Raw genomic sequence first — 22,723 nt, 5'->3', positions numbered from 1 at the left:
TCAGGCCCGGGCCGGCGGCCAGGGCGACCCGCCCGGGGCGGGCGGTACGGGTGGGGGCTCGTCCGAGTCGACGACACGGGCCCCGGGGACGGGACCGTGCGCGACGCGGACGGTGCGGCAGACGCCGACGCCGGCGAGCTCCGCGGCGACCTCGACCGCCGACTCGGCGTCGGAGCAGAGGAACGCGCAGGTGGGGCCCGAGCCGGAGACGATCCCGGCCAGCGCGCCCGCGCTGACCCCGGCTCTCAGGGTACGGCGCAGGTCCGGCGCCAGGCTCACGGCCGCGGCCTGCAGGTCGTTGCCCAGCGAGAGCGCGAGCTGGCGCGGGTCGCCCTGGGCGAGCGCGCCGAGCACGGGCTCCACCGGGCGCTCGGGCGGCTCGTCGCCGCCGCGCAGCCGGTCCAGCTCGGCGAAGACGGTCGGGGTGGAGAGCCCGCGCCGGGCGAGCGCGATGACCCAGTGCATCGGGTGCCGGGACAGGACCGGGACGATCCGCTCGCCGCGGCCGGTGCCGAGCGCGGTGCCGCCGTGCAGGGCGAAGGTGACATCGCTGCCCAGCTCGGCCGCCATGGACGACAGCTCGTCCCGGTTCAGGTCCAGCTTCCACAACGCCGAGAGCCCGACCAGCGTTCCCGCGGCGTCGGCGCTCCCGCCGGCCATGCCGCCGGCGACCGGGATGCCCTTACGCAGCACCACGCGCACGTCCGGGTCGTGGCCCGAGCGCTGGGCCAGCAGCTCGACGGCCCGCCAGGCCAGGTTCGTGTCGTCGACCGGGACCTCGGAGACGCCCTCGCCGTGCACCTCGAGGCCCGGCTCGTCGCTCGCGGAGACCGCGACCTCGTCGAACAGGCTCACGGCGTGGAAGACCGTGACCAGGTCGTGGTAGCCGTCCGCGCGCACGCCGCCCACCGCCAGGTGGAGGTTGATCTTCGCGGGCACCCGGACGGTGACCGGCGGTCGAACGGCGGAGAGCACCACCCAACCCTACTGACCGCGGCGGACCGGTGACCTGAGGCTGACGGTGAAGGTGAGCACGGCCACCAGGCCGATCACCAGCACTCCGGCCGGCAGGAGCAGGGCCTGGGCCATCGCCGTGCTGAAGGGCTCGTGCAGGGCGGGCGGTACCGCGGCGATGTTCTCCCCGGCCGGGCTGTCTCCCCCGCCGCCGAGGGTGGCGGCGAGCCGGGACTCCATGAGCACCGCGATCCCGGCGCTGCCGAGCACGGCGCCGACCTGCCGGGTGGTGTTGTAGACGCCGGCGCCCGCCCCGGCCCGGGCGTGCGGCAGGTTGCGGTTGGCCGTGGTGGCGACCGGGCCCCAGACGAACGCGTTGCCCACGCCGAGCAGGGCGATCGGCAGCAGCAGGCGCCAGATCGCCGAGCCGGGCTCCATGACCGCGGCCAGCCAGACGAGCGACGCGGCCCAGGCCGCCATGCCGAACCCGGCGATCCAGCGCGGGTGCGCCCGGTCGGTGAGCCGCCCGACCCACGGCGCGAGCACCCCGGAGAACACCGCCATGGGGATCAGCAGCAGGGCCGAGCGCGTGGGCGAGAGCCCGAGCACGCCCTGCGCGTAGAACATGATCGGGAACGACATCGCGGTGACCGCGAACCCGACGGTCGTGATCGCGACGTTCGCCAGACTGAAGTTGCGGTCCCGGAACAGGCCGAGCGACATCAGCGGCTCGGCCCGGTTGCGCGACTGCCAGAACACGAAGCCGCCCAGCACGGCCAGCCCCGAGAGGATGAGGGCCCAGACGCCCGCGCCCCAGTCGTAGGCCTGCCCCTCCTGGATGCCGAAGACCAGCAGGAACATGCCGATCGCGCTGAGCACGACGCCGAGCACGTCGAACCGGTGCACGTGCGTGGGCAGCTCGGGGACCAGCCGCATCGCCATCACGAACCCGACGACGCCCACGGGCACGTTGACGAAGAAGATCCACTCCCAGCCGAGCCCGTCGACCAGGACCCCGCCGAGGATCGGCCCGACCAGGGTGGCGACCCCCGCGACCGCGCCCCACAGGCTCATCGCCCGGCCGCGCTGGTCGGCCGGGAAGGTCCGGGTGATCACGGCCATGGTCTGCGGTGTCATGAACGAGGCGCCGAGCCCCTGGAGCACCCGCGCGACGACCAGCATCTCGATCGACCGGGTGAGCCCGCACCACAGCGAGGCGAGCGTGAAGATCGCCAGGCCGGTGAGGTAGACCCGGCGGGGACCGAACCGGTCCCCCAGCCGGCCCGTGATGAGCAGGGGCACGGCGTAGGCCAGGAGGTAGGCGCTGGTCACCCACACCACGCCGTCGACGCTCGCCCCGAAGTCGGCCTGGATGGCGGGCGTGGCCACGGTCACGATGGTGGAGTCCACGAGGATCATGAAGAAGCCGAGCACCAGGGCCCACAGCGCCGGCCACGGGCTGGTGGTGGGCGGGGTGCCGGACCGGGTGTCGGTCTCGCTGACGGCCATGACTCTCCTCGCGGATCGGTACGCCGTGAAAGCGTAGGCCGCGCCCCCGACAGGACGCGCGACGGTCACCGGGGGCGGTGCGCGGCGAGGCGGGCGAAGTCCTCGATCCCCAGCGTCTCGGCGCGGGCCATCGGGTCGATTCCCGCGGCCCGGAGGGCCTGCTCCGCGGCGGCGGCGGAACCCGCCCACCCCGCGAGGGCGGGACGCAACGCCTTGCGACGCTGCGCGAAGGCGGCGTCGACGAGTGCGAACACCTCGGCCCGGTCGCCGGGCGGGGGCTCGCGGCGGGTGAAGGCGAGCAGCCCGGAGTCGACGTTGGGCACGGGCCAGAACACCGCCCGGGGCACCGGGCCGGCGCGCCGGGCGTCGGCGAACCACGCGAGCTTGACGCTGGGCACCCCGTAGACCTTGCCCCCCGGGCCCGCGGCCAGCCGGTCCACGACCTCCTGCTGCACCATGACCAGCCCCTTCTCCAGCGTGGGAGCGGCGCCGAGGAGGTGGAGCAGGACGGGCACGCCGACGTTGTACGGCAGGTTCGCGACCACCGCGGTCGGCGCGGGATCCAGCTCGCGCACCGTCATCGCGTCGGCGTTCGTGACGGTCAGCCGGTCGGCGAGCGCGGGCGCGAACTCCGCCACCGTGCCCGGCAGCGCCGCCGCCAGCGCCGGGTCGATCTCGACGGCGTGCACGTGGGCGACCGCCGGCAGCAGAGCCAGGGTCAGCGAGCCGAGGCCGGGGCCGACCTCGACCACGACGTCGTCCGGCCCCAGGTCCGCGGCCCTGACGATCCGCCGCACCGTGTTGGGGTCGTGGACGAAGTTCTGCCCGAGCCGCTTGGTCGGCCGGATCCCGAACCGTTCGGCGAGCGCGCGGACCTCCGCCGGGCCCAGCAGGCGGGAGGTGACGGGGTCGGGCGCGCTCACGCGTCCATCATCCGTGACCGCACGCCGTCGGCCCGAGCCGGGCAGACTGCGGACGTGCTCAGGCTGCGCTGGCTGACCCTGCTCACCGGTGACCCGGAGGGCCTCGACGACCGGATCACGCGCGATCTCGGGCTGTCCCGCTGCACGTTCGACCCCGAGTTGGAGGGCTTCGGCGTGTCCAGCGCCGTCCACCCGCTGGGTCCGGACCGGTTTCTGGAGGTCTGTGCGCCGGTGCGGGAGGGCACCTCGGCGGCCCGGCGCCTGGCGAAGGCCGGCGACGGTGTCTACATGGTGATCTTCCAGGTCGGGGGCCTGGCCGACCACCGCCGGCGGCTCGCGGAGCACGGCATCCGGGTGGTCGCGGAGTTCGACCGCCCGCAGACCCGCGGCCGGTGGGCCTCCCTGCACCTGCACCCGGCCGACACCGGCGCCGCCCTCCTCTCGCTGGACGTCTCGGAGCCGCCCGAGGACTTCACCGTCGTCGAGGGGCCGTGGCGCGAGCACGTCCGCACGGAGGTCGTCACCGACCTGGCCGGGCTCGAGGTGCACGGGTCCGACCCGGCGGCCCTGGCCGAGCGCTGGTCGGCCGCCACCGGCGCCGCGCTGCGCGACGGCACCCTGCTGCTCGACGACGCGCGGATCGCGTTCCGGGAGGGCTCGGAGGGCGCGGCCACTGTGCTGCTCGACGCCCGCGAGGACCGTGACCTCGACCTCGGCGGTGTCCGGTTCGTTCTGCGACGGCCCGCGCCGTAATACAGTCGCATCATGTCCGACCTCCCGGCCGTCGTCTTCGACTTCGGCGGCGTGATCACCTCGTCGCCCTTCGAGGCGTTCAACCGGCTCGAGACCGAGCGCGGGCTGCCGAAGGACCTCGTGCGCCGGATCAACGCGACCAATCCCGACGGCAACGCGTGGGCGTTGTTCGAGCGCGCGGAGATCGACGCCGAGCGCTTCGACTCGCTGTTCGCCGAGGAGGCCCTGGCACTGGGTCACGAGCTGCGCGGTGCGGACGTCCTGGCCCTGCTCGCCGGAGACATCCGGCCGCGCATGGTCGCGGCCATCGACCTGCTCAAGGAGCGCGGCCACCGGCTGGGGTGCATCACGAACAACGTCCCGGCCGGCCACGGCGCGCAGATGTCGCCGACCGCCGAGCGGGCCGAGGCGGTCGCCGCCGTGATGGCCCGGTTCGACCACGTCGTGGAGAGCAGCAAGGTCGGGGTGCGCAAGCCCGACCCGCGGATCTACACGATGGCCTGCACCGGGCTGGGCGTCGAGCCGGAGCAGTGCGTGTACCTCGACGACCTCGGCATCAACTGCAAGCCCGCCGCCGCGCTGGGCATGCGCGCGATCAAGGTGACCGGCGAGGAGCAGGCGCTCCGCGACCTGGAGCAGGCGCTCGACCTGCCGCCCGGCACCTTCTGACCCTCGCGCACTGACCCGGTGAGCGAACGGCGCTCTCGCTCATTCCTAGTGAGCGAAAGTGCCGCTCGCTCATTCCTAGTGAGCGAAAGTGCCGCTCGCTCGGTCCGTCAGCGGGGCAGGCCGAGCTTGCGGGCGCAGGCGGGCCAGGCGCCGTAGCCGCCGCGGTCGTCGCGGACCTTGGTCGCGACGGCGATCTGCTCCTCGCGGCTGGCCTGGTGCGGCAGCGGCGCGTACTGGGTGCCGCCGTAGGCGCGCCAGGTGGAGGCGTCGAACTGGACGCCGCCGTAGTAGCCGTTGCCGGTGTTGATCGCCCAGTTCCCGCCGGCCTCGCACTGCGCCAGCCGGTCCCAGGTCGCGCCGTCGCTGATCGCCGGGGCGGGCGGCTTCTCGTCGTTCGTGCCGACCTTGACGATCCGCGGTCGTGGCGGCGTGCTGGCGCCCGCCCGGATCTGCTCCCGGCGGACCTCCCGGCCGTTCTGCACGTAGACCCGCATGATGGCGGTCTGCTCGCCGGGCGCACCAGGGTCGACGACCTGGCGCTGGCCGCGCGGCAGCTCGGGGTCCTCGACCTCCTGCACCGGCGGGTCGGTCCGGCGCACCTCGACGACCTCGCCGACGCCGTTGCGGACCAGGTGGACCTGCAGGCCGTCCGTGAGCTGGCTGTCGCTGCTGGGGACGGAGACGTCGTCCGGGCCGAGGGTGATGCCCCTCTCGGCCAGCAGCCCCGCCACCGTGCCGGCGTTGGTGGTGATCTGCTCGGGCGGGTTGGTGCCGTCGGCGAGGGTGACGGTGCGCTGAACCTCGATGCGGACGTTGAGCCCGCCCATCGGGATCTGCGTGTCCGGCGCGAGCGACATCTGGATCGGCTGGACGTCCACGCCCAGGCCCTTGAGTGCCGCGTCGACCGACGACGCCGTGGTCCAGACGTTGCGCGTCTGCCCGCCCTCGGTGAGCGTCAGCATCCGGGCCCGGTCGACGATCACCTGGTCGCCGTCGGCGATCTCCGTCGTCGGCGCGGGCTCGACCCGGTCCTGCGGGTTCGCGGCGACGCCGGCGGCGGCGAGCACCTCCGCGACGTCGTCGGCATAGGTGTGCACGACGCGGTCCTGGCCGTCGACGGTCACCGTGACGGCCTTGTCCATCGCCAGCGCCGTCGCGCTGCCCGCGGTGAGCGTGAGCAGCGCCGCGACGGCGACCGCGCGGGCGCCGGCGCCGGACCTCCGGCCGGTCGGGGCGGTGGGCGGGGTCGCACGGCGGGTCGTGGTGGCGGGGCGGGTGGGGGTGACGGTCCGCGGCCGGGGCCGGGCCTCGGGCTCCGCGGGCGCCGGCGGCGCGACGACGCCGAACGCCTCCGTCGCGGGCTCGGCGTCGGCCCCTGTGTCGGCCCCCGTGTCGGGCGTGGTGCCGGGCGCGCGGCGGGGCTCGGCCACGGGGGCCGGCGGAGCGACGACGGCGAGGGCACCGGAGTCCAGGCGGCCCGTGTCCTCCACGACCGCGACGCCGCCCGAGTCGAGTCGGCCCGTGTCGTCGTGCGCCGGGAAGCGACCCGAGTCGAGCCGGCCCGTGTCGTCGTGCGCCGCAGAGCGACCCGAGTCGAGCCGGCCCGTGTCGTCGAGCACCGGGAAGCGACCCGAGTCGAGCCGACCCGTGTCCTCCAGCGCCGCAAAGCGACCCGAGTCGAGCCGAACCGTGTCCTCCAGCGCCGCGAACCGACCCGAGTCGAGCCGGCCCGTGTCCTCCAGGGCGACGAAACCGCCGGTGTCGATGCGGCCCGTGGCACCCTCCCGGCCCGGGAGTTCGGCGTCGGCCGGGTCGACCCGCGGCATCCCGCCCGTGGGCGCCTCGTCGAACCAGCCGCCCCCGGCGGGGACGGTGTCCAGGGCGCCGGGACCGGCAGGGGCCTCCACCGGCGGGACCGCGGCGAAGGGGGCGGTGAAGGGCTCGGCCCGGAGCTCCCCGGGGCCCGCGTCCTCCGCCCAGGGCTCCTCGGACCGGTCGAGCCAGGCGCCGCCCGTCGGCCCGACCTGCGTCTCCGCGTCCGCCGTCCGCCCGGTGCCGAGCCGCGCGACCCCGAGTCGCTCCGTCCCGAACCGCCCGGCCGCGGACCGCCCGGACTCCAACCGCCCGGTCCCGGATCGCTCGGCGTCGAACCGCCCGGACTCGGACCACCCGGCCCCGGATCGCTCGATCCCGAACCGCTCTGCCGCGGTCTCCTCGGCTCCGTACCGGGCGCGTGCGTCATGCCCGGGAGCGACCTGATCGGTACCGGCGTGCCCGGGCCCGCCCTGCTCGTCCTCGATCCACCACGAGCCCGGCACGTACTCCGCGACCGGGGCCCCCGAGTCGGCGTACCCGCGGAGGTCCTCCGCGGGGCGCTCGCTGCCCCCGTCGTCGTACTCCAGCCACGGTCCGGTCCGGAGGGCCGGACCGGACCCGGCCCCGGAGCCGTCCGTCGCGACCGGCCGCTCGGCGCGTTCCAGCGACTCGAGTCCCAGGCGGACCCGGACCGCGCGCCGGCGCGCGCGCGCAGATACGTCGACCACTGGCTTCCAGACGCTCGTCGGACCGGGCAGGGGTGGCGCGCGACGGTGACCGGGGCTGGCGGCGTCGGGGAACGCCCGGTCACGCGTCGCCGCACCGGTGCTGGGGAGCGGGCCCCTCCCGGCTGGGCGATCACGGAACCGTAACGGGCCGTGCTCGTCGGGCTCGACCCCGACGCGCGCGACAGCGCCGAACGGTGCGCCCGCTACGCCGAGCGCGGTGCCCGACCGTCGGGCGACGTCACAGTCGCGACGGGCGGCAGGTCGGCGAGACCGAAGATCCGCTCGGCGTTCCGGTCCGTGGTCGCGGCGAGCTCATCCGCCTGCATGCCACGGACTTCGGCCAGGCCACGCACCGTCCACGGCAGACAGTAGGGCTCGTTGGCCCGCCCGCGGTGCGGGTGCGGGGTGAGGAACGGGGCGTCCGTCTCGACGAGCAGGTGGTCGTCGTCCGGGATCGCCGCGGCCTCGCGCAGGGCGGCGGCGTTGCGGAAGGTGACCGGCCCGGCGAACGACAGAACGTAACCGGCCTCGGCGCACTCGTGGGCCATCGCGGCGTCGCCGGAGAAGCAGTGGAAGACCACGGTCCCCGGCGCGCCCTCCTCGCGGAGGATGCGCAGCACGTCGGCGTGCGCCTCTCGGTCGTGGATCATCAGCGGCTTGCCGAGGCGCTTCGCGAGGTCGATGTGCCACCGGAACGAGGCCTGCTGCGCCTCCGGCGGCGAGTAGTCCCAGTAGTAGTCCAGCCCGGTCTCGCCGACGGCCACCACGCGCGGATCGGCGGCCAGCCGCTCGATCTCGGCGAACTCCTCGTCCGTGACGGCCGCGGTGCGCGTCGGGTGCAGCGCGACGGCCGCCACCACCCGCTCGTCCCAGTAAGCGGCCTGCACGGCCCACCGGGCCGCGGCGAGGTCGTCCGCCACCGTGACCGCGCGCGTGACGCCCACGGCGGCGGCGCGATCCAGGGCGGCGGCGACGTCCTCCGCGGTCTCGCAACCGCAGGCGTCGAGGTGCGTGTGGGCGTCGACGGTCGGCGCGCCCAGCGGCTCAGGGGGTTCGGGCCGCTCGCGGCGTCCGTATGAGGTCACCGTTCTCCCAGGTCGGCGGGGTCGTGAGCGCCGAGTGCCGCTCCGGCGGCACTCGGCACTCACGGATCACTTCTGGATCGGGGCCCACTCCGGGCCGGTCTCGGCGAGCTCGGGGGCCAGCTTGGCGAACAGCGGCGTCGGCTTGGCCAGCGGGCGGCCGACCTCGATCGGCCGGGACTCCCAGACGGCCTGCTGCTCGGTGTAGTCCCCGGTCAGGATCGAGTAGTCCGGCCCGTCGCCGAGGTCCTCCACCGAGCGGATCTCCGGCTGTGCCGCCCAGACACCCTCGCCGCCGAGCGCCTCGTGCACCTTCTGCGCGGCGTGCGGGAGGAACGGGGTGAGCAGCGTGTTCGCGTCGGACACCACCTGCAGCGCGGTGTGCAGGATCGTGTCCCGGCGGTCCGGGTCGTCCTTGCGCTTCCACGGCTCCTGGTCGGAGATGTACTTGTTCGCCGCGCCGACCACCCGCATCGCCTCGGTGACCGCCTGCTTGAAGCGGTTGCGCCGCAGCAGGTCCCCGACGACGTCGAACCCGGCCCGCGAGGTCGCGAGCAGCGCCGCGTCCGCCTCGGTGGGCGCCGTGGGCTTCGGGATCGCGCCCACGTTCTTGTGCGCCATCGAGATCGAGCGGTTGACGAGGTTGCCCCACTCGTTGGCCAGCTCGAAGTTGATCCGGCGGACGAACTCCTCCCAGGTGAAGTCCGTGTCCTGGTTCTCCGGCCCGGCGACGGCGATGAAGTACCGCAGCGCATCCGGCCCGTACTCGCGCAGGAAGTCCCCGACGTAGATCACGGTGCCGCGCGAGGTCGAGAACTTCGACCCGCTCATCGTCAGGTACTCCGACGACACGATCTCGCTGGGCAGGTTCAGCGTGCCGAACGCGCCGGGCTCGCCGCCGCGGTCGCCCTCGCCGTTGTGCCCCAGCAGGATCGCCGGCCACATCACCGAGTGGAAGGTGATGTTGTCCTTGCCCATGAAGTAGTAGCCCTGGGCGGCCGGGTCGGCCCACCACTGCTTCCAGGCGTCCGGGTCCGAGCCGCGGCGGGCCCACTCGACGGACGCCGAGAGGTAGCCGATGACCGCGTCGAACCAGACGTAGATCTTCTTCAGCGGGTTGTCCCGCCAGCCGTCCAGCGGCACCGGGACGCCCCAGTCGAGGTCGCGGGTGATCGCCCGCGGCTTGAGGTCCTCGATCAGGTTGGCGCTGAACTTGAGCACGTTCGGCCGCCAGTCCGTGCGCGTGGACAGCCAGCCGCCCAGCGACTCGGCGAAGGCGGGCAGGTCGAGGAAGAAGTGCTCGGTCTCGACGAACTTCGGCGTCTCGCCGTTGATCCGCGACCGCGGGTTGACGAGGTCGGCGGGGTCGAGCTGGTTGCCGCAGTTGTCGCACTGGTCGCCGCGTGCGCCGTCGTACCCGCAGATCGGGCAGGTGCCCTCGACGTAGCGGTCCGGCAGCGTGCGCCCCGTCGACGGACTGATCGCGCCCATCTGCGTCTTCGGGACGATGTACCCGTTCTTGTACAGCGACAGGAACATCTGCTGCGTGACGTCGTAGTGGTTCGACGTCGTGGTCCGGGTGAACAGGTCGTAGGACAGCCCGAGGCCCTGCAGGTCCTCCGTGATGACCTTGTTGTACTTGTCGGCGAGCTGGCGCGGGGTGAGACCCTCCGCGTCCGCCTGCACCTGGATCGGGGTGCCGTGCTCGTCCGTGCCGCTGACCATGAGCACCCGGTCGCCCGCCATCCGCCGGAAGCGCGAGAAGACGTCGGAGGGCACACCGAAGCCGGAGACGTGGCCGATGTGCCGCGGACCGTTGGCGTACGGCCACGCCACGGCGGTCAGCACGGAGGAACTCATGTGACCAGCGTATGCCCGGCGGTGAACGAGGTTTCCGCCGCCCACGCCGGGGTGATCGGGCGGGCGGGCCCGGCCCGCCGGTAACGGGCCGGCGCGGCCGTGCCGATGCTCCCCGACGGGGTCGGTCGCAGGGCCGCCCGGTGCCTCGATCATCCTTCCGGTGCCGGAGTTGAGACCACAGCGACGGGCGGAGTGAGGCCGGTGTTCGAGCGGACGGGGTCCCGTGCGGACCCCACGTGGGCGCGGGCGGGCACGCCACCCGAGGCGACATGGGGGATCCGGGTCCCCGGCGAGGCCTGGGCGGTGGGCCTGGTGCGCGGTGCGCTCCGGGTGTGGCTGGGCACCGTCGGCTGGTCCGGCGCCCCCGCCGACGAGGTCCTCACGGCCGCCGTCGAGGCGCTGGTCCACGCCGTCCAGCACACCCATCCCACCCGGGTCGAGGGCGGTCCGCTCGTGCTGGAGGCCCGCGTCGTCCCCGGGGTGCGGACCCGCCGGGTCGAGATCGTCCTGTCGCCCGGCGGCGCGGCCTCCGCGGACGAGCTCCCCGAACTCGTCGGGGGGCTCGTCGCCGAGGTGGAGGTGGTGCCGAACGGCGGCCCCGCCTGGGACACCCGGGTGGTCCTGCGCAGCCACCCCGACCCGTGAGCGGCCCCGTCGACCGGCGGGTCAGCCGGCGAACCGTTTGGCCGGGTCCGGCGGGGCCGCCCCGGCCGCGACCAGCGCGTCCGACCAGGCGCAGAGCTGCTTGGTGAGCGTGTCGAGCTCGGGCCCGATCGCCTCGACGAGCGACTCCTGCATCGCGTCGGTGCGGCGCTCGAGCTCGGCGCGGTGCGACAGCCCGCGCTCGCTCAACCGGGCGCCCTCGACCAGGCCGCGGGCCCGCAGCCGGTCCGCGGCGGCGTCGATCTCCTCGGCCGACCATCCGCGCGTCGCCGTGTAGGTGCGCAGCGGGAACCCGCAGAACAGCTCGGTCAGCACGTTCATCTCGACCGGATCCAGGCCGTCGACCGCGCAGACCGCCAGGTGGGAGTCACCCCGATGCTCCCGCAGCAGGTGGCACGCGTGCACCAGGGCCGCCGCCGGGTCGTCGGGCCACGGATCGGCGGTCAGGCCGGTGAACAACGGCCGCGCGGTCCGGTCCGCGGCGTCGATGCCGCGGCGCAGGTGCGTGACCACGCGGGCCGCCTCGTCGTCGATGTCGCCGAGCACCCGGCGCAGGGTGCGCGCGGGCGCCTCGATGCGGACCCGGATCACGTCGTCGCGGCTCAGCGCCGCCCGCCCCGCCTGGTACTGCGGGACGATCAGGTCGGGCCTGAACACCCCCAGCGCCACGACGGCCAGCGGCGCGGGCGGGGTACCCAGCGCGGCCGTGCGCTGCCAGACGTAGGCGGCGAAGTAGTCGTCCAGCCCCAGCTCGGCGAACGCCTCGGCGGCCTCCGGCGACCAGATGGAGAGGCAGGCCAGCGGCTCCACCGCGTCGCGCAGGGCCCGCGCCGGGCTCGGGTTCGCGGCGGCGGGCGGGACGGGTCGCGGCTCGTCGGGGGCGGTGAAGAACAGGGCGCGCATGGTCGGGTAGTCCACGGTGACTCCGATGCCGGCGGGCGGGGACGATCGTCGAGTATCGCGGCGTTCGTCCGGTCCGGGCACTACGCAGAGGTGCGTACGTACGTCGACGCCGGCAGCAGCCCGTCCCGCGACAGGAAGAACAGCCCCGGGAACCGCTTGCGCTTCGCGAGGTCGCCGGTGGCGCCGAAGAGCACGAGCACCTGGGACGGAAGATCGGGACCGGTCATGCCGGCGAGCCACCCCACCCGGCCCACGCACCGATCCTCCGCGGCCGGACGTCACGATCGTCCGGGTTACCGTGGGGAGGTGAACGTGGAGGTCACTCCCCTGCCCGGGATCGGCGTGCGCAAGGACTTCGCCCTGCGCAACGGCCGTCGCGTCGGTGTCGTCACCCACCGCGACGGCCAGATCGAGCTGATCCTCTCCAAGTCCGACGACCCGGACGCCTGCCTGGCCGAGCTGCCGCTCACGGCCGAGGAGGCCTCCGCCCTGGCCAACCTGCTCGGCGCGCCCCAGCTGGTCGCGCAGCTCAACGAGGAGCACCGGGACCTCCCCGGTATCCACACCCGGCAGATCCCGGTGCTGGAGAACAGCCCGTACGACGGCCGGACGCTGGGCGACACCGCCCTGCGCACCCGGACGAGCGTCTCGGTGGTCGCGGTGATGCGAGCCGGCCAGGCGCACCCGTCCCCCACGCCCGACTTCACCCTGACCGCCGGGGACCTGCTGGTCACCGTCGGCACGTCCGAGGGGCTCGACAACGCCGTCAAGATCCTCAAGAACGGATAGCCCGTGGACCACACCGCGCTCGAACTGATCGAGCTCGGCGCCGTCTTCTTCGGGCTCGGCCTGCTCGGACGCCTCGGGGGCCGGATCGGCCTGTCCCCCATCCCGCTCTACCTCGTCGGCGGGCTCTGCTTCGGCACCGGCGGGATCTTCCCGCTCGGCGACATCGGCGAGTTCACGTCGCTGGCGAGCGAGGTCGGCGTCGTCCTGCTGCTGTTGCTGCTGGGTCTGGAGTACTCGGCCGCCGAGCTGATGACCGGGCTGAAACGGTCGTGGATGGGCGGCCTGCTCGACATCGTGCTCAACGCCGCGCCCGGCGTGGCGGTGGCGCTGATCCTCGGCTGGGGGCCGGTCGGTGCGATGGTGATGGGCGGCGTCACGTACATCTCGTCGTCCGGGATCGTCGCGAAGGTGCTGTCCGACCTGGGCCGGCTCGGTAACCGCGAGACCCCGGTCGTGCTGTCCATCCTCGTGTTCGAGGACCTGGTGATGGCTGTCTACCTGCCGATCCTCACCGCCCTGCTGATCGGCGTGACGTTCATCGGCGGGCTGGAGGCCGTCGGGATCTCGCTCGCGGTGATCGCCGTCGTGCTGCTGGTGGCGCTGCGCTGGGGCCGTTACGTCTCCGCGGTCGTCGACAGCCCGGACCGCGAGGTCTTCCTGCTCAAGGTGCTCGGCGCGGCGCTGCTGGTGGCCGGGCTCGCCTCGGCGCTGCAGGTCTCGGCCGCGGTGGGGGCGTTCCTGCTCGGCATCGCGATCTCCGGGTCGACCGCGCACAACGCCACCCGGCTGCTCGAGCCCCTGCGCGACCTGTTCGCCGCGGTGTTCTTCGTGGTCTTCGGGCTGAACACGGATCCCCGGACGATCCCGCCGGTGCTCGGCTGGGCGGTCGTGCTCGCCGTCGCGACCGCGCTGACCAAGATCGCGACGGGCTGGTGGGCGGCCCGGCGGCAGGGCATCGGGAAGCTCGGCCGCGCTCGCGCGGGTGCCGCACTGATCGCCCGCGGGGAGTTCTCGATCGTGATCGCGGGGCTGGCGGTGTCCTACGCCGCCGTCCCGGAGCAGCTCGCGGCGCTCGCCACGGCGTACGTGCTGATCATGGCGATCCTCGGCCCGATCGCGGCGAAGTTCGTCGAGCCCGTCGCCCGCGCGCTGCAACGCCGCTCCGCCCCGGCGCCCGCCCCGACCGCCGGCAACTGACCCCGTGAGTGGCAACTGCCGTTGAAGCGGCAGTTGCCGCTCACGAGGACTGCAGGGTGGCGTTGTAGAGCTCGCGCTTGGGCACGCCCGCGGCCTGTGCCACGGCGGCCACGGCGTCCTTGAGCCGCTCGCCGTCGGCGACCCGCTCCTGCACCGCCGGCACCAGGGACTCCACGGGCGGGGCCTCCGTCGGCGCCGCGCCGGCGAGCACCACCGTGATCTCGCCGCGCACCTCGCCGGCGGCCCACTCGGCCAGCTCCGCGAGCGGCCCGCGGCGGACCTCCTCGTAGGTCTTCGTCAGCTCCCGGCACACCGCGGCGGCCCGGTCCGGGCCCAGCACCTCGGCGGCCGCCGCGAGCGTCTCGCCGAGCCGGTGCGGGGACTCGAAGAAGACGACGGCGCGGGGCTCGGCCACCAGCTGGGCGAGCCAGCGCGCCCGCTCGCCGGCCTTGCGCGGCGCGAAGCCCTCGAAGCAGAACCGGTCGCACGGCAGGCCGGACAGGACCAGCGCAGTCGTCACGGCCGACGGGCCGGGCAGGCAGGTGACCGGGAGGTCCTCGGCCGCCGCGGCCGCCACCAGCCGGTAGCCGGGGTCCGACACCGCCGGCATCCCCGCGTCCGTCACGACCAGCACGGTCCGGCCCGCCCGGAGGTCGTCGAGCAGCCCGGGCAGCCGTGCCGTCTCCACCGCGTCGTAGTGGCTGATCACCGTGCCGGTGACCGGAACGCCGAGGGCCGCGGCGAGCGCGCGGAAACGCCGGGTGTCCTCGGCCGCGATCACGTCGGCGGTGCCGATCGCCTCACGCAGGCGGACCGAGGCGTCCCGGGCGTCGCCCAGCGGGGTGGCGGCGAGAACGAGCATGGGTCTGAGCCTACGATCGGGCCGGTGGAGCCGATCGGGGCGCGGGGCAGGACCGCGGTGCGGGCCGACCGGGCCGTCCGGGCCGACCGGGTGGTGGAGGACGACGAACCGGAGATCACCGGGGCCGTCACCGTCGGCACGCCCCCGCCGCTGCGGCCCCCGGAACCGGACCCCGTCGTGCGGCTCGGTCCGCCCCCGCCCACCGACATCGCGCGCAGCTGGCTCCTCGCGACCACCCTCGCCGTGCTCGGCGGTGTCCTGCGGTTCGCCGGGCTCGGCTACCCCACCGACGCCGGCACCCCGGTCTTCGACGAGAAGCACTACGTGCCGCAGGCCTGGCAGATGCTGCGCAACGGCGGCGTCGAGGACAACCCGGGCTACGAGCTCGTCGCGCACCCGCCGCTCGGCAAGCAGCTGATCGCGCTGGGCGAGTGGCTCTTCGGCTACGACTCGGTGGGCTGGCGGGTGGCCGCGGCCTTCTGCGGCACGCTGATGATCCTCATGGTCGTGCGGGTCGCGCGGCGGCTCACCCGGTCGACCCTGCTCGGCGGCATCGCCGGGGTGCTGCTGATCTGCGACGGCGTCTCGCACGTGCAGTCGCGGGTCGGGATGCTCGACGTCTTCCAGGCCTTCTTCGTGCTCGCCGCCTTCTGCACGCTCGTCCGGGACCGCGACGACGTCCGGGAGCGGCTCGCCTCCGTCGCGGACCGGATCGGCGACTCGCCCTTCGGGCCGCGGCTCGGCGTGCGCTGGTGGCGGCTGGCCACCGGTGTGCTGCTGGGCCTGGCCTGCGGGGTGAAGTGGTCGGGCCTGTACTGGGTGGCCTTCTTCGGCGTCCTGGTCGTGTTGTGGGACGTCTCGGCCCGGCGGGCGGCCGGAGTCGCGCGGCCGTGGGTGGGGGCCGTGCGCCGCGACCTCGCCCCGGCGCTGTGGGCGCTGCTCGTGGTGCCGGTCGTGACGTACCTGAGCTGCTGGTGGGCCTGGTTCGGCAGCGAGGTCGGGATCGACCGGCACGCCGTGGGCAACCAGGTCGGGACGGGTGGGCCCTGGTCGGTCGTGCCCGCGGCGCTCCGTTCGCTCTGGTACTACAGCGGCCACGTGCTGGACTTCCACGAGAGCCTGGACACGCCGGTCGGGCACCCGCACCCGTGGGAGTCCAAGCCCTGGACCTGGCCGATGGGCCTGCGCCCGATGCTCTACTACTACGAGTCGAGCGCCTCGGTGGGCGGCTGCGATGCCACGGAGTGCACCAGCGCGGTGATGCTGGTCGGCACCCCGGCGCTGTGGTGGCCCGCGATCCCTGTCCTGGCCTGGGCGATCTGGCGCACCGTCACCCGCGCCGACTGGCGGTACGCGGCCGTGCTCGTCGGCTACGCGGCCGGGTTCCTGCCGTGGTTCGTCAACATCGACCGGCAGATGTACTTCTTCTACATGACGCCGGTGGCGCCGTTCCTGGTGCTCGCCACCGTGCTCGTCATGGGCGACATCCTGGGTCGGGCCCGGAAGGCGGGTTCGGAACGCCGGCGTACCGGACTGCTTGTCGTCGGGCTGTGGGTGGGCGCGGTGGTCGCCAACTTCGCCTGGCTCTGGCCGATCCTCGTCGGCCTGCCGATCACCCCCGAGCACTGGCAGGCCGAGCTCTGGCTGCCGTCCTGGCGCTGATCCGGTCAGTGGCGACTGCCGCGAGAAGGGCAGTCAGCACTCCCGAGCTCAGCCGGCCGCCAGGGTGACGCTCGCCCCCACCGCCAGCACCACGCTGGCCAGCTGCACGGCGGTCAGCCGCTCGCGCAGGACCGCCCGGGCGAGCAGCACGACCGCGACCGGGTAGAGCGCCACGATCACCGAGGTCACGCCCAGGGCGCCGACCCGGGTGGCGAGCAGGAAGAACACGTTGGCCGCGGAGTCGAGCACCCCGCTGCCGACCATGAGCCAGAGGCCGCCGCCGCGGCCCGGGCGCCGGAGCGCCGTGAGGACGAGCAGCAGGGTCACCGAGGCCATCCGCCCGAAGACGAGCGGCCAGAGGCCCGAGTCGGCCGGGGTGGCGTCGAGGATCACGAAGAACAGGCCGAAGCCCGCGCCGGAGGCCAGGCCGAGCAGCACGCCGTTCAGCGCCGCCTTCTCGCGGCGCGAGCCGGTGGTGGCCAGCACGATCGCGACCAGCGCGACCAGCATCCCGATGATCGTCAGGGGGCCGGGACGCTCACCGCCGAGGATCCCGACGAGCAGCGGCAGCCCGGCCGCGACGACGGCCGAGAGGGGCGCCACCGTGCCCATCGGCCCGACGGCGAGGCCGCGGAAGTACAGCAGCAGCCCGGAGGCGCCGGCGAGGCCGGCCAGGGCGCCGATCCACGCCGCCGGCAGGCTCGGGGAGCCGGGCACCAGCAGGAGCCCGGGGAACAGTGCGATCAGCCCGGCGATCTGGGCGACCGCGGTGACGGTGAGGACGGGAGCGCGGCGGGCGGCCAGCCCGCCGGCGAAGTCGGCGAAGCCGTAGGTGGCGGCGGACAGCAGGGCCGACGGCGCGGCGAGTCCGGCGGCCATCAGGCGGGTACAACGAACTGGACGAGCGGGGACACGACACTGAACTGTACGGCGGCGATCGGGGAAGTACAACCGAGTATCCGTCCGGGTGCGACAGAATGGTTCCGTGCAGTCCCCCGACGACGTCGCCACCGCGATCGGCCGCAACGTCCGCGCGCTCCGCCAGCAGCGCCGGATGACCATCGACGCGCTCGCGGCCGCGGCCGGGGTCAGCCGCGGCACGGTGATCCAGATCGAGACCGCGCGCGGCAACCCCAGCATCGGCACGCTGGTGCACCTCGCCGAGGCCCTGCGGGTCGGGGTGACCTCCCTGGTCGACGGCGACGCCACACCCCGCGTCGTCGTCCGGCGGGCGGAGCAGGCGGTGCCGCTGTGGAGCAGCGAGGCCGGGAGCACCGCGGTGTTCCGGATCGGCACCGACCCGCCGGACGTCGTGGAGCTGTGGGACTGGACCCTGCAGGCCGGCGACGCGTTCGACGGCGAGGCCCACCCCATCGGCACCGCCGAGGTGCTGTCCGTCCTGCAGGGGCGGCTCGGGCTGCGCGTCGGCGCGATCGAGCACGAGCTCGGCGAGGGGGACACGGTGATGTTCCAGGCGCACGTGCCGCACCGCTACAGCGGCGTGGGCGACGGGCCGGTGCGGTTCACGATGGTCGTGCTGCAGCCGGGGGACGCGGGGTTGGTCCCACCGACCTCGATCGCCCCGGCCGCGCCGGACGAGCTGTGACGCTTCTCGCAGCGCCCCGGCGTGAGCTCCGCCGGGGCCGAGAACGCGAGAACCCCGGCCGGGACCGGCCGGGGTTCTCGTGGAGTGGTGTGGAGCTGAGGGGAATCGAACCCCTGACCTTCTCGATGCGAACGAGACGCGCTACCAACTGCGCTACAGCCCCAGGCCTGCAGGCCTTCCGGCCGTGCAGGAGGAACCATATCAGCCGCTATTCACCGGCTGCACGGCGGTAGGACCGTGCGGGTCCGCGCAGGCCCTCGTCGGTGTCGAGGGGCAGCTCGTCCTCGTCCGCGTCGACGTCGACCAGCTCCGTTCCCGCAGGCAGCGGCGGCGGCGGGGCCGGCTGCAGGCGCGGCAGGGCGGGCTCGAACCCGGCGTCGGCGGCGTCGTCGCCCGCGACCGTCCGGCGCTTCGCAGGCAGCACTCCGATCGGCTCGCCGGTGCCGCGGACACGATCCGGCTCGCCGTCGTCGGCGGTCCAGTCCTCGTCGTCGTCCTCGTCGTCGTCCTCGTCGTCGTCCTCGTCGTCCGCGGCGCGGCCGGCGGAACCGGAGCGCCCCGCGCGCCCGTCCTCGTACCCGTCCTCGTCCGGCTCGGCCGCGTGGGCGCCGCGGTGTCCGGCGGCGGCCTCGCGGCCCCGGCGCGCCCAGTCGTCGAGCTCGGGGTCCTCCGCGCCGGAGGCGCGGCGGGTCCCGGCCATCCGGGCGGCCCGGCGGGCGCGGATCGCCTCCTCCATGCGCACCTGGCGGCGCAGGTAGACCAGGTAGCCGACGAGCGCGAGGTCGACCAGGCCGTGCACCCACCAGATCGCGGGCAGCACGAGCAGGGCGACGCCCGCGGACACGACGGCCAGGACCAGCAGCCCGATCACCACGCGCTGACGGAAGGCGTAGCGGGCCCGGGCGGCCAACGCGGCGGCCTCGGGGTCGAACCCGCCGCGGCCCGGGCGGAAGGCGGCAGGCGGGCGCTCCCACCGGCGGTCCTCGGCCTCGGCGTGGTCCCGCGGCTCGGGCCGGGCCGACGCGGCGCCCCCGCCCTCGCGGTGCCGGTCCTCCTCGTCCCAGGAGTAGTAGCCGGCGGCGGCGTACCCCTCGTCCGGGTCGCCGGTGGACGACTCGTCGAGATCCCCGTCGTCGATGTGCCGATCCTCGAGATCATCACGGCCCTCGAGATCACGGCCCTCGAGATCATCACGGCCCTCGAGATCACGGCCCTCGAGATCATCACGGCCCTCGAGATCGCCGTCCGGGAGGTCCCGATCGTCGAGATCCCGGTCCTCGTCGTGCCGGTCCACCTCGTCGCCCTCGTGCACGTCGGTCTCGGGGCGGATGGGGAACGCGCCGTGCGGAGCGCCGGCGGGGGCGGCGTCGGGGGCGGCGTCGCCCTCGACCGCGTCCCGGTCGGCGAGGCCGCCGGGCTCGTCCCGCTCGTCCCGCTCGTCCCGCGCCGCCTCGCGGGCGGCGGGCACGCGGGCCCCCGTGCCGGGTCCGGTGCTCGTCGCGAGGGTGCCGCCGGCGCGCTCGTCGTCCGTGTCCATCCCGTACACCTCCAGGCTCCGGTGCCGCACGGGCCGCGCGAGCACCCGGCCGGAGAGAGCGGCCGGACTGGGCCGCACGACCTCCTGCTGACGCCGCGCGACCGCCGGGACGAGGATCAGCAACCACAGCACCACGAGACCCGCGAAGATCAGCGAGCTGGGCACGGCTGCTTCCTTCCCCCGAACGGCGCAGTCGAGACGCGTCCCGCTCCGGCAGCCGGAGCCAAGATCACGCCCGGAGACACCACGGTAGTGAGCCCGGACGTGGGATCCGGCGAGCGACGCGCCGTCATCACACCCGGGTTCGCTGATTCGCCCGGGACGGGTGTGACGGATGGTGTACGAGTGAGCACTGCCCGTGACAACGCCCCGTTCCGGGCGCGCACGACCGCCCGTCGGGTGAGATCAGGCCCGCGAGGCCCGCCCCTCCGCGACCAGCCGCGCCGCCAGGCCGCCGGGCGGGAGCTCCTCGACGGTCTGGGCGAAGCAGAGATGGTCCCGCCAGGCCCCGTCGACGTCCAGGTAGCGGCGGAAGAGCCCCTCCTCGCGGAAGCCGAGCTTGGTCAGCACCCGCAGGCTCGGCCCGTTCTCCGGGCGCACGGTCGCCTCGAGGCGGTGCAGCCCCACGGGCCCGAAGCAGTGGTCGACGGCGAGCGCCACCGCCGCCGTGGTGACGCCCTTGTTCGTCACCCGCGCGTCGCACCAGTAGCCGACGTAGGCCGACAGCAGCGGCTCGCGCACGACGTTGCCGATCATGACCTGTCCGACGAGTCGCCCGTCGAGCGTGATCGCGAACGGCAGTGCCGCCCCGCGGCGGGCGGCCGAGCGCAGCAGCCACCAGCGGCCGGGCCACTCCCCCGGAGAGTTCCGCCGGGCCCAGCCGCCGGGCGTCGACGGTTCCCACTGGATGAGGTGCTGCTGGTCGCGGATGCGGATCTCCGACCAGGCGGCGCCGTCCGAGAGCTTGACCGGCCGGAGCTCCACCAGACCGCCCGGGACGGCGAGCGGGCCGAGCCGCGCCGGCCAGCCGGGGTGACGCCCGGCGTACTCGGGCAGCGTGTGGGCCACCGGGGTTACCGGCGGGTCGAGAGCAGGCTGACGTCGACGCGCTCGTCCACCGTGACGTCCGTGGTCTCCTCCGACACCGTGATCAGCGCGTTGGCCTCGGCGAGCGTGGCCAGCAGGTGCGTACCGCCCGTGGCGAGGGGCTGCACGAGGTAGTCCCCCGACGCGACCTCGCGCAGCAGCCGTCCGCGCAGGTAGGAGCGCCGCCCCTCGGGCGACGACACGGGCGAGGTCAGCCGGGCCGACACGAGCCGGCGGTACGGGTCCGACATGCCGAGGCCGAGGCGGACCAGCGGCCGGACGAACACCTCGAACAGCAGCAGCGCGGTCGCCGGACTCGACGGGAACAGGAAGGTGGGCACCCCGTCCCGGCCGAGCCGGCCGAAGGCCTGCGACGACCCCGGCGCCATCGCGACCCTGGTCGTGTCGATCTCCCCCAGCCCGGTGAACGCAGCCTTCGCCTCCGCGCCGGCATTGCCGCCCGCGCCGCCGCACACCACCACGACCTCACTGAACGGCAGCAGGTCCTCCATCGCGGACCGCAGCTCGCGCGCATCGCAACGGACCAGCCGCGGTGGGCGCGGGATCTCGGCGCCCGCCTCGCGGGCCGCGGCCGCCAGGGCGTAGGAACAGACGTCCGGCACGTGCCCGGCCGACGCCGGACGAGAGACGTCGACCAGCTCGTCCCCCATCGAGACGATGGAGACCCGCGGGCGCGGATGGACCAGCACCTTGTCCCGGCCGGCGGCGGCGAGCAGCGCGACCTGGGCCGCCCGGATCACGTCGTCCCGGCGCACGGCCACGTCCCCGGGCTGGACGTCCTCGCCGATCCGGCGCACGTACGCCGCGGACGGCACGCCCCGCCTGACCTGCAGGCGCGCGGAGCCCCCGTCCGTGTGCGCGACGGGCAGGACCGCGTCGGCGAGCGTGGGCAGCGGGGCGCCGGCGGAGACCCGCACGGCCTGCCCGGGCTGCAGCCGCAGCGGCTGGCGCGACCCCGCGGGGATCTCGCCCACGACGGGCAGCCCGACGGGCTCGGCCTCGCTGCCGCCCACGACGTCGACGCTGCGCACGGCGTAGCCGTCGATCGCGGCCTGGTCGAAGCCGGGCAGCGCGCGGGAGGTCACGACCTCCTCGGCGCTGCGCAGACCCTGGGCGTCGGAGATCGCCACGCGCACGGGCGCAGGCCGGACCGCGATCTCCAGAACCCGTTTGAGCTGCTCGTCGACACTCCGCACGGCGTCAGTTTTCCAGGCGCTCCCGCAGCCAGGTGCGCAGGGACGCGCCGTAGTCGGGGTGCTGGAGTGCGAAGTCGACGAACGCGCGGACGTAGCCGCCGGGGTTGCCGAGGTCGTGCCGGCCGCCCCGGTGGACCACGATGTGGACCGGGTGGCCCTCGTCGATGAGGAGCTGCACCGCGTCGGTGAGCTGGAGTTCGCCGCCCGCGCCGGGCTCGATCCGCCGGAGCGCGTCGAAGATCGCCCGGTCCAGCACGTACCGGCCGGCGGCGGCGAAGGTCGAGGGCGCCTCCTCGGCGGAGGGCTTCTCCACCATGCCGTGCACCTGCTTGACGTCCGGGTCGCCGGTGTCGCTGACGTCGAACACCCCGTAGGGGGAGATGTCCTCCTTCGGGATGTCGAAGGCGCACAGGACGCTGCCGCCCTTCTCGGCGCGCACCTCGATCATCCGGTTGAGCACCCCGGTGGGCAGGACGATGTCGTCCGGCAGCAGGACCGCGATCGCCTGCTCGTCCTCCGCCAGGGCCTGCTCCGCCTGGGCCACCGCGTGCCCGAGCCCCTTCGGCTCGTACTGGTAGACGGTCTTGACCTCGAGCAGCCCGGGCCCGCGCCGGACCTTCTCCAGCAGCGCCTCCTTCCCGCGGGCCTCGAGCGTCTTCTCCAGGTCGGGCGCCGCCTCGAAGTACCCGGCGACGGACTCCTTGCCCGGCGAGGTGACGATCAGCAGCTGCTGCGCCCCCGCCTCGGCGGCCTCGGCGGCGATCAGCTCGACGCCCGGGGTGTCGACGACGGGCAGCAGTTCCTTCGGCACGGCCTTGGTCGTCGGGAGGAAACGCGTGCCCAGACCGGCAGCGGGGACGACGGCCGAGCGCAGGACGGAGGGCTGGCTCATCCCGCGAGCCTATCGG

At 74.5% G+C, this 22,723-nt stretch carries 21 protein-coding genes and 1 tRNA gene; 7 read left to right on the top strand and 15 right to left on the bottom strand.

The genetic code is table 11. The annotated features are described in order from the left end of the window. The 3 genes from ABD990_RS31740 to rsmA all read right to left on the bottom strand — a co-directional run bounded on the left by ABD990_RS31740 (position 1) and on the right by rsmA (position 3,386). Entirely contained in the window at positions 1 to 975 is a 975-nt protein-coding gene (locus ABD990_RS31740; RefSeq protein WP_345384486.1) for a 4-(cytidine 5'-diphospho)-2-C-methyl-D-erythritol kinase, read from the bottom strand. 9 nt (positions 976 to 984) lie between these two features. Next, entirely contained in the window at positions 985 to 2,463 is a 1,479-nt protein-coding gene (locus ABD990_RS31735) for a DHA2 family efflux MFS transporter permease subunit (protein WP_345384485.1), read from the bottom strand. 65 nt (positions 2,464 to 2,528) lie between these two features. Continuing rightward, positions 2,529 to 3,386 (bottom strand): 16S rRNA (adenine(1518)-N(6)/adenine(1519)-N(6))-dimethyltransferase RsmA, encoded by an 858-nt coding sequence (gene rsmA / locus ABD990_RS31730; RefSeq protein WP_345384484.1) that lies wholly within the window; start codon positions 3,384 to 3,386, stop codon positions 2,529 to 2,531. A 54-nt stretch (positions 3,387 to 3,440) separates the two neighbouring features. Here rsmA and ABD990_RS31725 point away from each other — a divergent pair, with 54 nt between their 5' ends. Then, a complete protein-coding gene (locus ABD990_RS31725) occupies positions 3,441 to 4,139 on the top strand; it encodes a VOC family protein (protein WP_345384483.1) in 699 nt (232 codons plus the stop codon). Positions 4,140 to 4,151: 12 nt separating this feature from the next. Next, positions 4,152 to 4,808, top strand: a complete 657-nt coding sequence (locus ABD990_RS31720; RefSeq protein ID WP_345384482.1) for an HAD-IA family hydrolase — start codon at positions 4,152 to 4,154, stop codon at positions 4,806 to 4,808. Between the two features lie 107 nt (positions 4,809 to 4,915). Here the strand turns inward: ABD990_RS31720 and ABD990_RS31715 are convergent, their stop codons facing one another. The 3 genes from ABD990_RS31715 to metG form a co-directional block, all read right to left on the bottom strand. Then, positions 4,916 to 7,351 (bottom strand): transglycosylase family protein, encoded by a 2,436-nt coding sequence (locus ABD990_RS31715; RefSeq protein WP_345384481.1) that lies wholly within the window; start codon positions 7,349 to 7,351, stop codon positions 4,916 to 4,918. Positions 7,352 to 7,554: 203 nt separating this feature from the next. Then, the gene (locus ABD990_RS31710; RefSeq protein ID WP_345384480.1) at positions 7,555 to 8,436 is read right to left on the bottom strand and encodes a TatD family hydrolase; all 882 of its coding nucleotides are present in this window, start codon (positions 8,434 to 8,436) and stop codon (positions 7,555 to 7,557) included. Positions 8,437 to 8,502: 66 nt separating this feature from the next. Continuing rightward, positions 8,503 to 10,293, bottom strand: coding sequence for a methionine--tRNA ligase (gene metG / locus ABD990_RS31705; RefSeq protein WP_345384479.1), 1,791 nt, complete (start codon positions 10,291 to 10,293; stop codon positions 8,503 to 8,505). A gap of 201 nt (positions 10,294 to 10,494) precedes the next feature. On the opposite strand from metG, the gene ABD990_RS31700 reads away from it, so the two are divergent. Next, the gene (locus ABD990_RS31700) at positions 10,495 to 10,938 is read left to right on the top strand and encodes a hypothetical protein (RefSeq protein ID WP_345384478.1); all 444 of its coding nucleotides are present in this window, start codon (positions 10,495 to 10,497) and stop codon (positions 10,936 to 10,938) included. A 21-nt stretch (positions 10,939 to 10,959) separates the two neighbouring features. On the opposite strand, the gene ABD990_RS31695 is transcribed toward ABD990_RS31700, so the two are convergent. Further along, positions 10,960 to 11,874, bottom strand: a complete 915-nt coding sequence (locus tag ABD990_RS31695; RefSeq protein WP_345384477.1) for an SCO6745 family protein — start codon at positions 11,872 to 11,874, stop codon at positions 10,960 to 10,962. Positions 11,875 to 11,939: 65 nt separating this feature from the next. Further along, positions 11,940 to 12,113 carry a hypothetical protein gene (locus ABD990_RS31690; RefSeq protein ID WP_345384476.1) on the bottom strand — a complete coding sequence of 58 codons (174 nt, stop codon included), beginning with the start codon at positions 12,111 to 12,113 and terminating at the stop codon, positions 11,940 to 11,942. A gap of 52 nt (positions 12,114 to 12,165) precedes the next feature. On the opposite strand from ABD990_RS31690, the gene ABD990_RS31685 reads away from it, so the two are divergent. Further along, positions 12,166 to 12,648, top strand: a complete 483-nt coding sequence (locus ABD990_RS31685; RefSeq protein WP_345384475.1) for a cation:proton antiporter regulatory subunit — start codon at positions 12,166 to 12,168, stop codon at positions 12,646 to 12,648. A 3-nt stretch (positions 12,649 to 12,651) separates the two neighbouring features. After that, a complete protein-coding gene (locus tag ABD990_RS31680; RefSeq protein WP_345384473.1) occupies positions 12,652 to 13,845 on the top strand; it encodes a cation:proton antiporter in 1,194 nt (397 codons plus the stop codon). Positions 13,846 to 13,885: 40 nt separating this feature from the next. Here the strand turns inward: ABD990_RS31680 and rsmI are convergent, their stop codons facing one another. Further along, the gene (gene rsmI, locus ABD990_RS31675) at positions 13,886 to 14,707 is read right to left on the bottom strand and encodes a 16S rRNA (cytidine(1402)-2'-O)-methyltransferase (RefSeq protein WP_345384472.1); all 822 of its coding nucleotides are present in this window, start codon (positions 14,705 to 14,707) and stop codon (positions 13,886 to 13,888) included. A gap of 93 nt (positions 14,708 to 14,800) precedes the next feature. On the opposite strand from rsmI, the gene ABD990_RS31670 reads away from it, so the two are divergent. Further along, positions 14,801 to 16,369: a dolichyl-phosphate-mannose--protein mannosyltransferase gene (locus tag ABD990_RS31670; protein ID WP_425569701.1), complete on the top strand. Its 1,569-nt coding sequence runs from the start codon at positions 14,801 to 14,803 to the stop codon at positions 16,367 to 16,369. A 48-nt stretch (positions 16,370 to 16,417) separates the two neighbouring features. On the opposite strand, the gene ABD990_RS31665 is transcribed toward ABD990_RS31670, so the two are convergent. Then, positions 16,418 to 17,248: an EamA family transporter gene (locus ABD990_RS31665; RefSeq protein WP_345384471.1), complete on the bottom strand. Its 831-nt coding sequence runs from the start codon at positions 17,246 to 17,248 to the stop codon at positions 16,418 to 16,420. Positions 17,249 to 17,354: 106 nt separating this feature from the next. Here ABD990_RS31665 and ABD990_RS31660 point away from each other — a divergent pair, with 106 nt between their 5' ends. After that, positions 17,355 to 17,975 carry a helix-turn-helix domain-containing protein gene (locus ABD990_RS31660; RefSeq protein ID WP_345384470.1) on the top strand — a complete coding sequence of 207 codons (621 nt, stop codon included), beginning with the start codon at positions 17,355 to 17,357 and terminating at the stop codon, positions 17,973 to 17,975. Between the two features lie 90 nt (positions 17,976 to 18,065). Here the strand turns inward: ABD990_RS31660 and ABD990_RS31655 are convergent. The 5 genes from ABD990_RS31655 to ABD990_RS31635 form a co-directional block, all read right to left on the bottom strand. Beyond that, a tRNA-Ala gene (locus tag ABD990_RS31655) sits at positions 18,066 to 18,138 on the bottom strand. A 45-nt stretch (positions 18,139 to 18,183) separates the two neighbouring features. Continuing rightward, a complete protein-coding gene (sepX, locus tag ABD990_RS31650; RefSeq protein WP_345384469.1) occupies positions 18,184 to 19,677 on the bottom strand; it encodes a divisome protein SepX/GlpR in 1,494 nt (497 codons plus the stop codon). Positions 19,678 to 19,917: 240 nt separating this feature from the next. Next, on the bottom strand, positions 19,918 to 20,580 hold the full coding sequence (locus tag ABD990_RS31645) for a GNAT family N-acetyltransferase (RefSeq protein ID WP_345384468.1): 663 nt from the start codon (positions 20,578 to 20,580) through the stop codon (positions 19,918 to 19,920). Positions 20,581 to 20,585: 5 nt separating this feature from the next. Beyond that, a complete protein-coding gene (gene glp / locus ABD990_RS31640) occupies positions 20,586 to 21,815 on the bottom strand; it encodes a molybdotransferase-like divisome protein Glp (protein WP_345384467.1) in 1,230 nt (409 codons plus the stop codon). A 4-nt stretch (positions 21,816 to 21,819) separates the two neighbouring features. Then, entirely contained in the window at positions 21,820 to 22,707 is an 888-nt protein-coding gene (locus ABD990_RS31635) for a UTP--glucose-1-phosphate uridylyltransferase (RefSeq protein WP_345384466.1), read from the bottom strand. Positions 22,708 to 22,723 lie beyond the last annotated feature (16 nt).

The organism is Pseudonocardia yuanmonensis (assembly GCF_039542425.1).
Lineage (GTDB): Bacteria > Actinomycetota > Actinomycetes > Mycobacteriales > Pseudonocardiaceae > Pseudonocardia > Pseudonocardia yuanmonensis.
Note: the sequence above shows the minus strand (reverse complement) of the source record. Positions and strands in the feature narration are given on the sequence as shown.

Coding starts and splice junctions, on each gene's coding strand:
- ABD990_RS31735 (WP_345384485.1), bottom strand. CDS start 2,463: ATGGCCGTCAGCGAGACCGACACCCGGTCCGGCACCCCGCCCACCACC.
- ABD990_RS31720 (WP_345384482.1), top strand. CDS start 4,152: ATGTCCGACCTCCCGGCCGTCGTCTTCGACTTCGGCGGCGTGATCACC.
- metG (WP_345384479.1), bottom strand. CDS start 10,293: ATGAGTTCCTCCGTGCTGACCGCCGTGGCGTGGCCGTACGCCAACGGT.
- rsmI (WP_345384472.1), bottom strand. CDS start 14,707: ATGCTCGTTCTCGCCGCCACCCCGCTGGGCGACGCCCGGGACGCCTCG.
- ABD990_RS31665 (WP_345384471.1), bottom strand. CDS start 17,248: ATGGCCGCCGGACTCGCCGCGCCGTCGGCCCTGCTGTCCGCCGCCACC.
- ABD990_RS31635 (WP_345384466.1), bottom strand. CDS start 22,707: ATGAGCCAGCCCTCCGTCCTGCGCTCGGCCGTCGTCCCCGCTGCCGGT.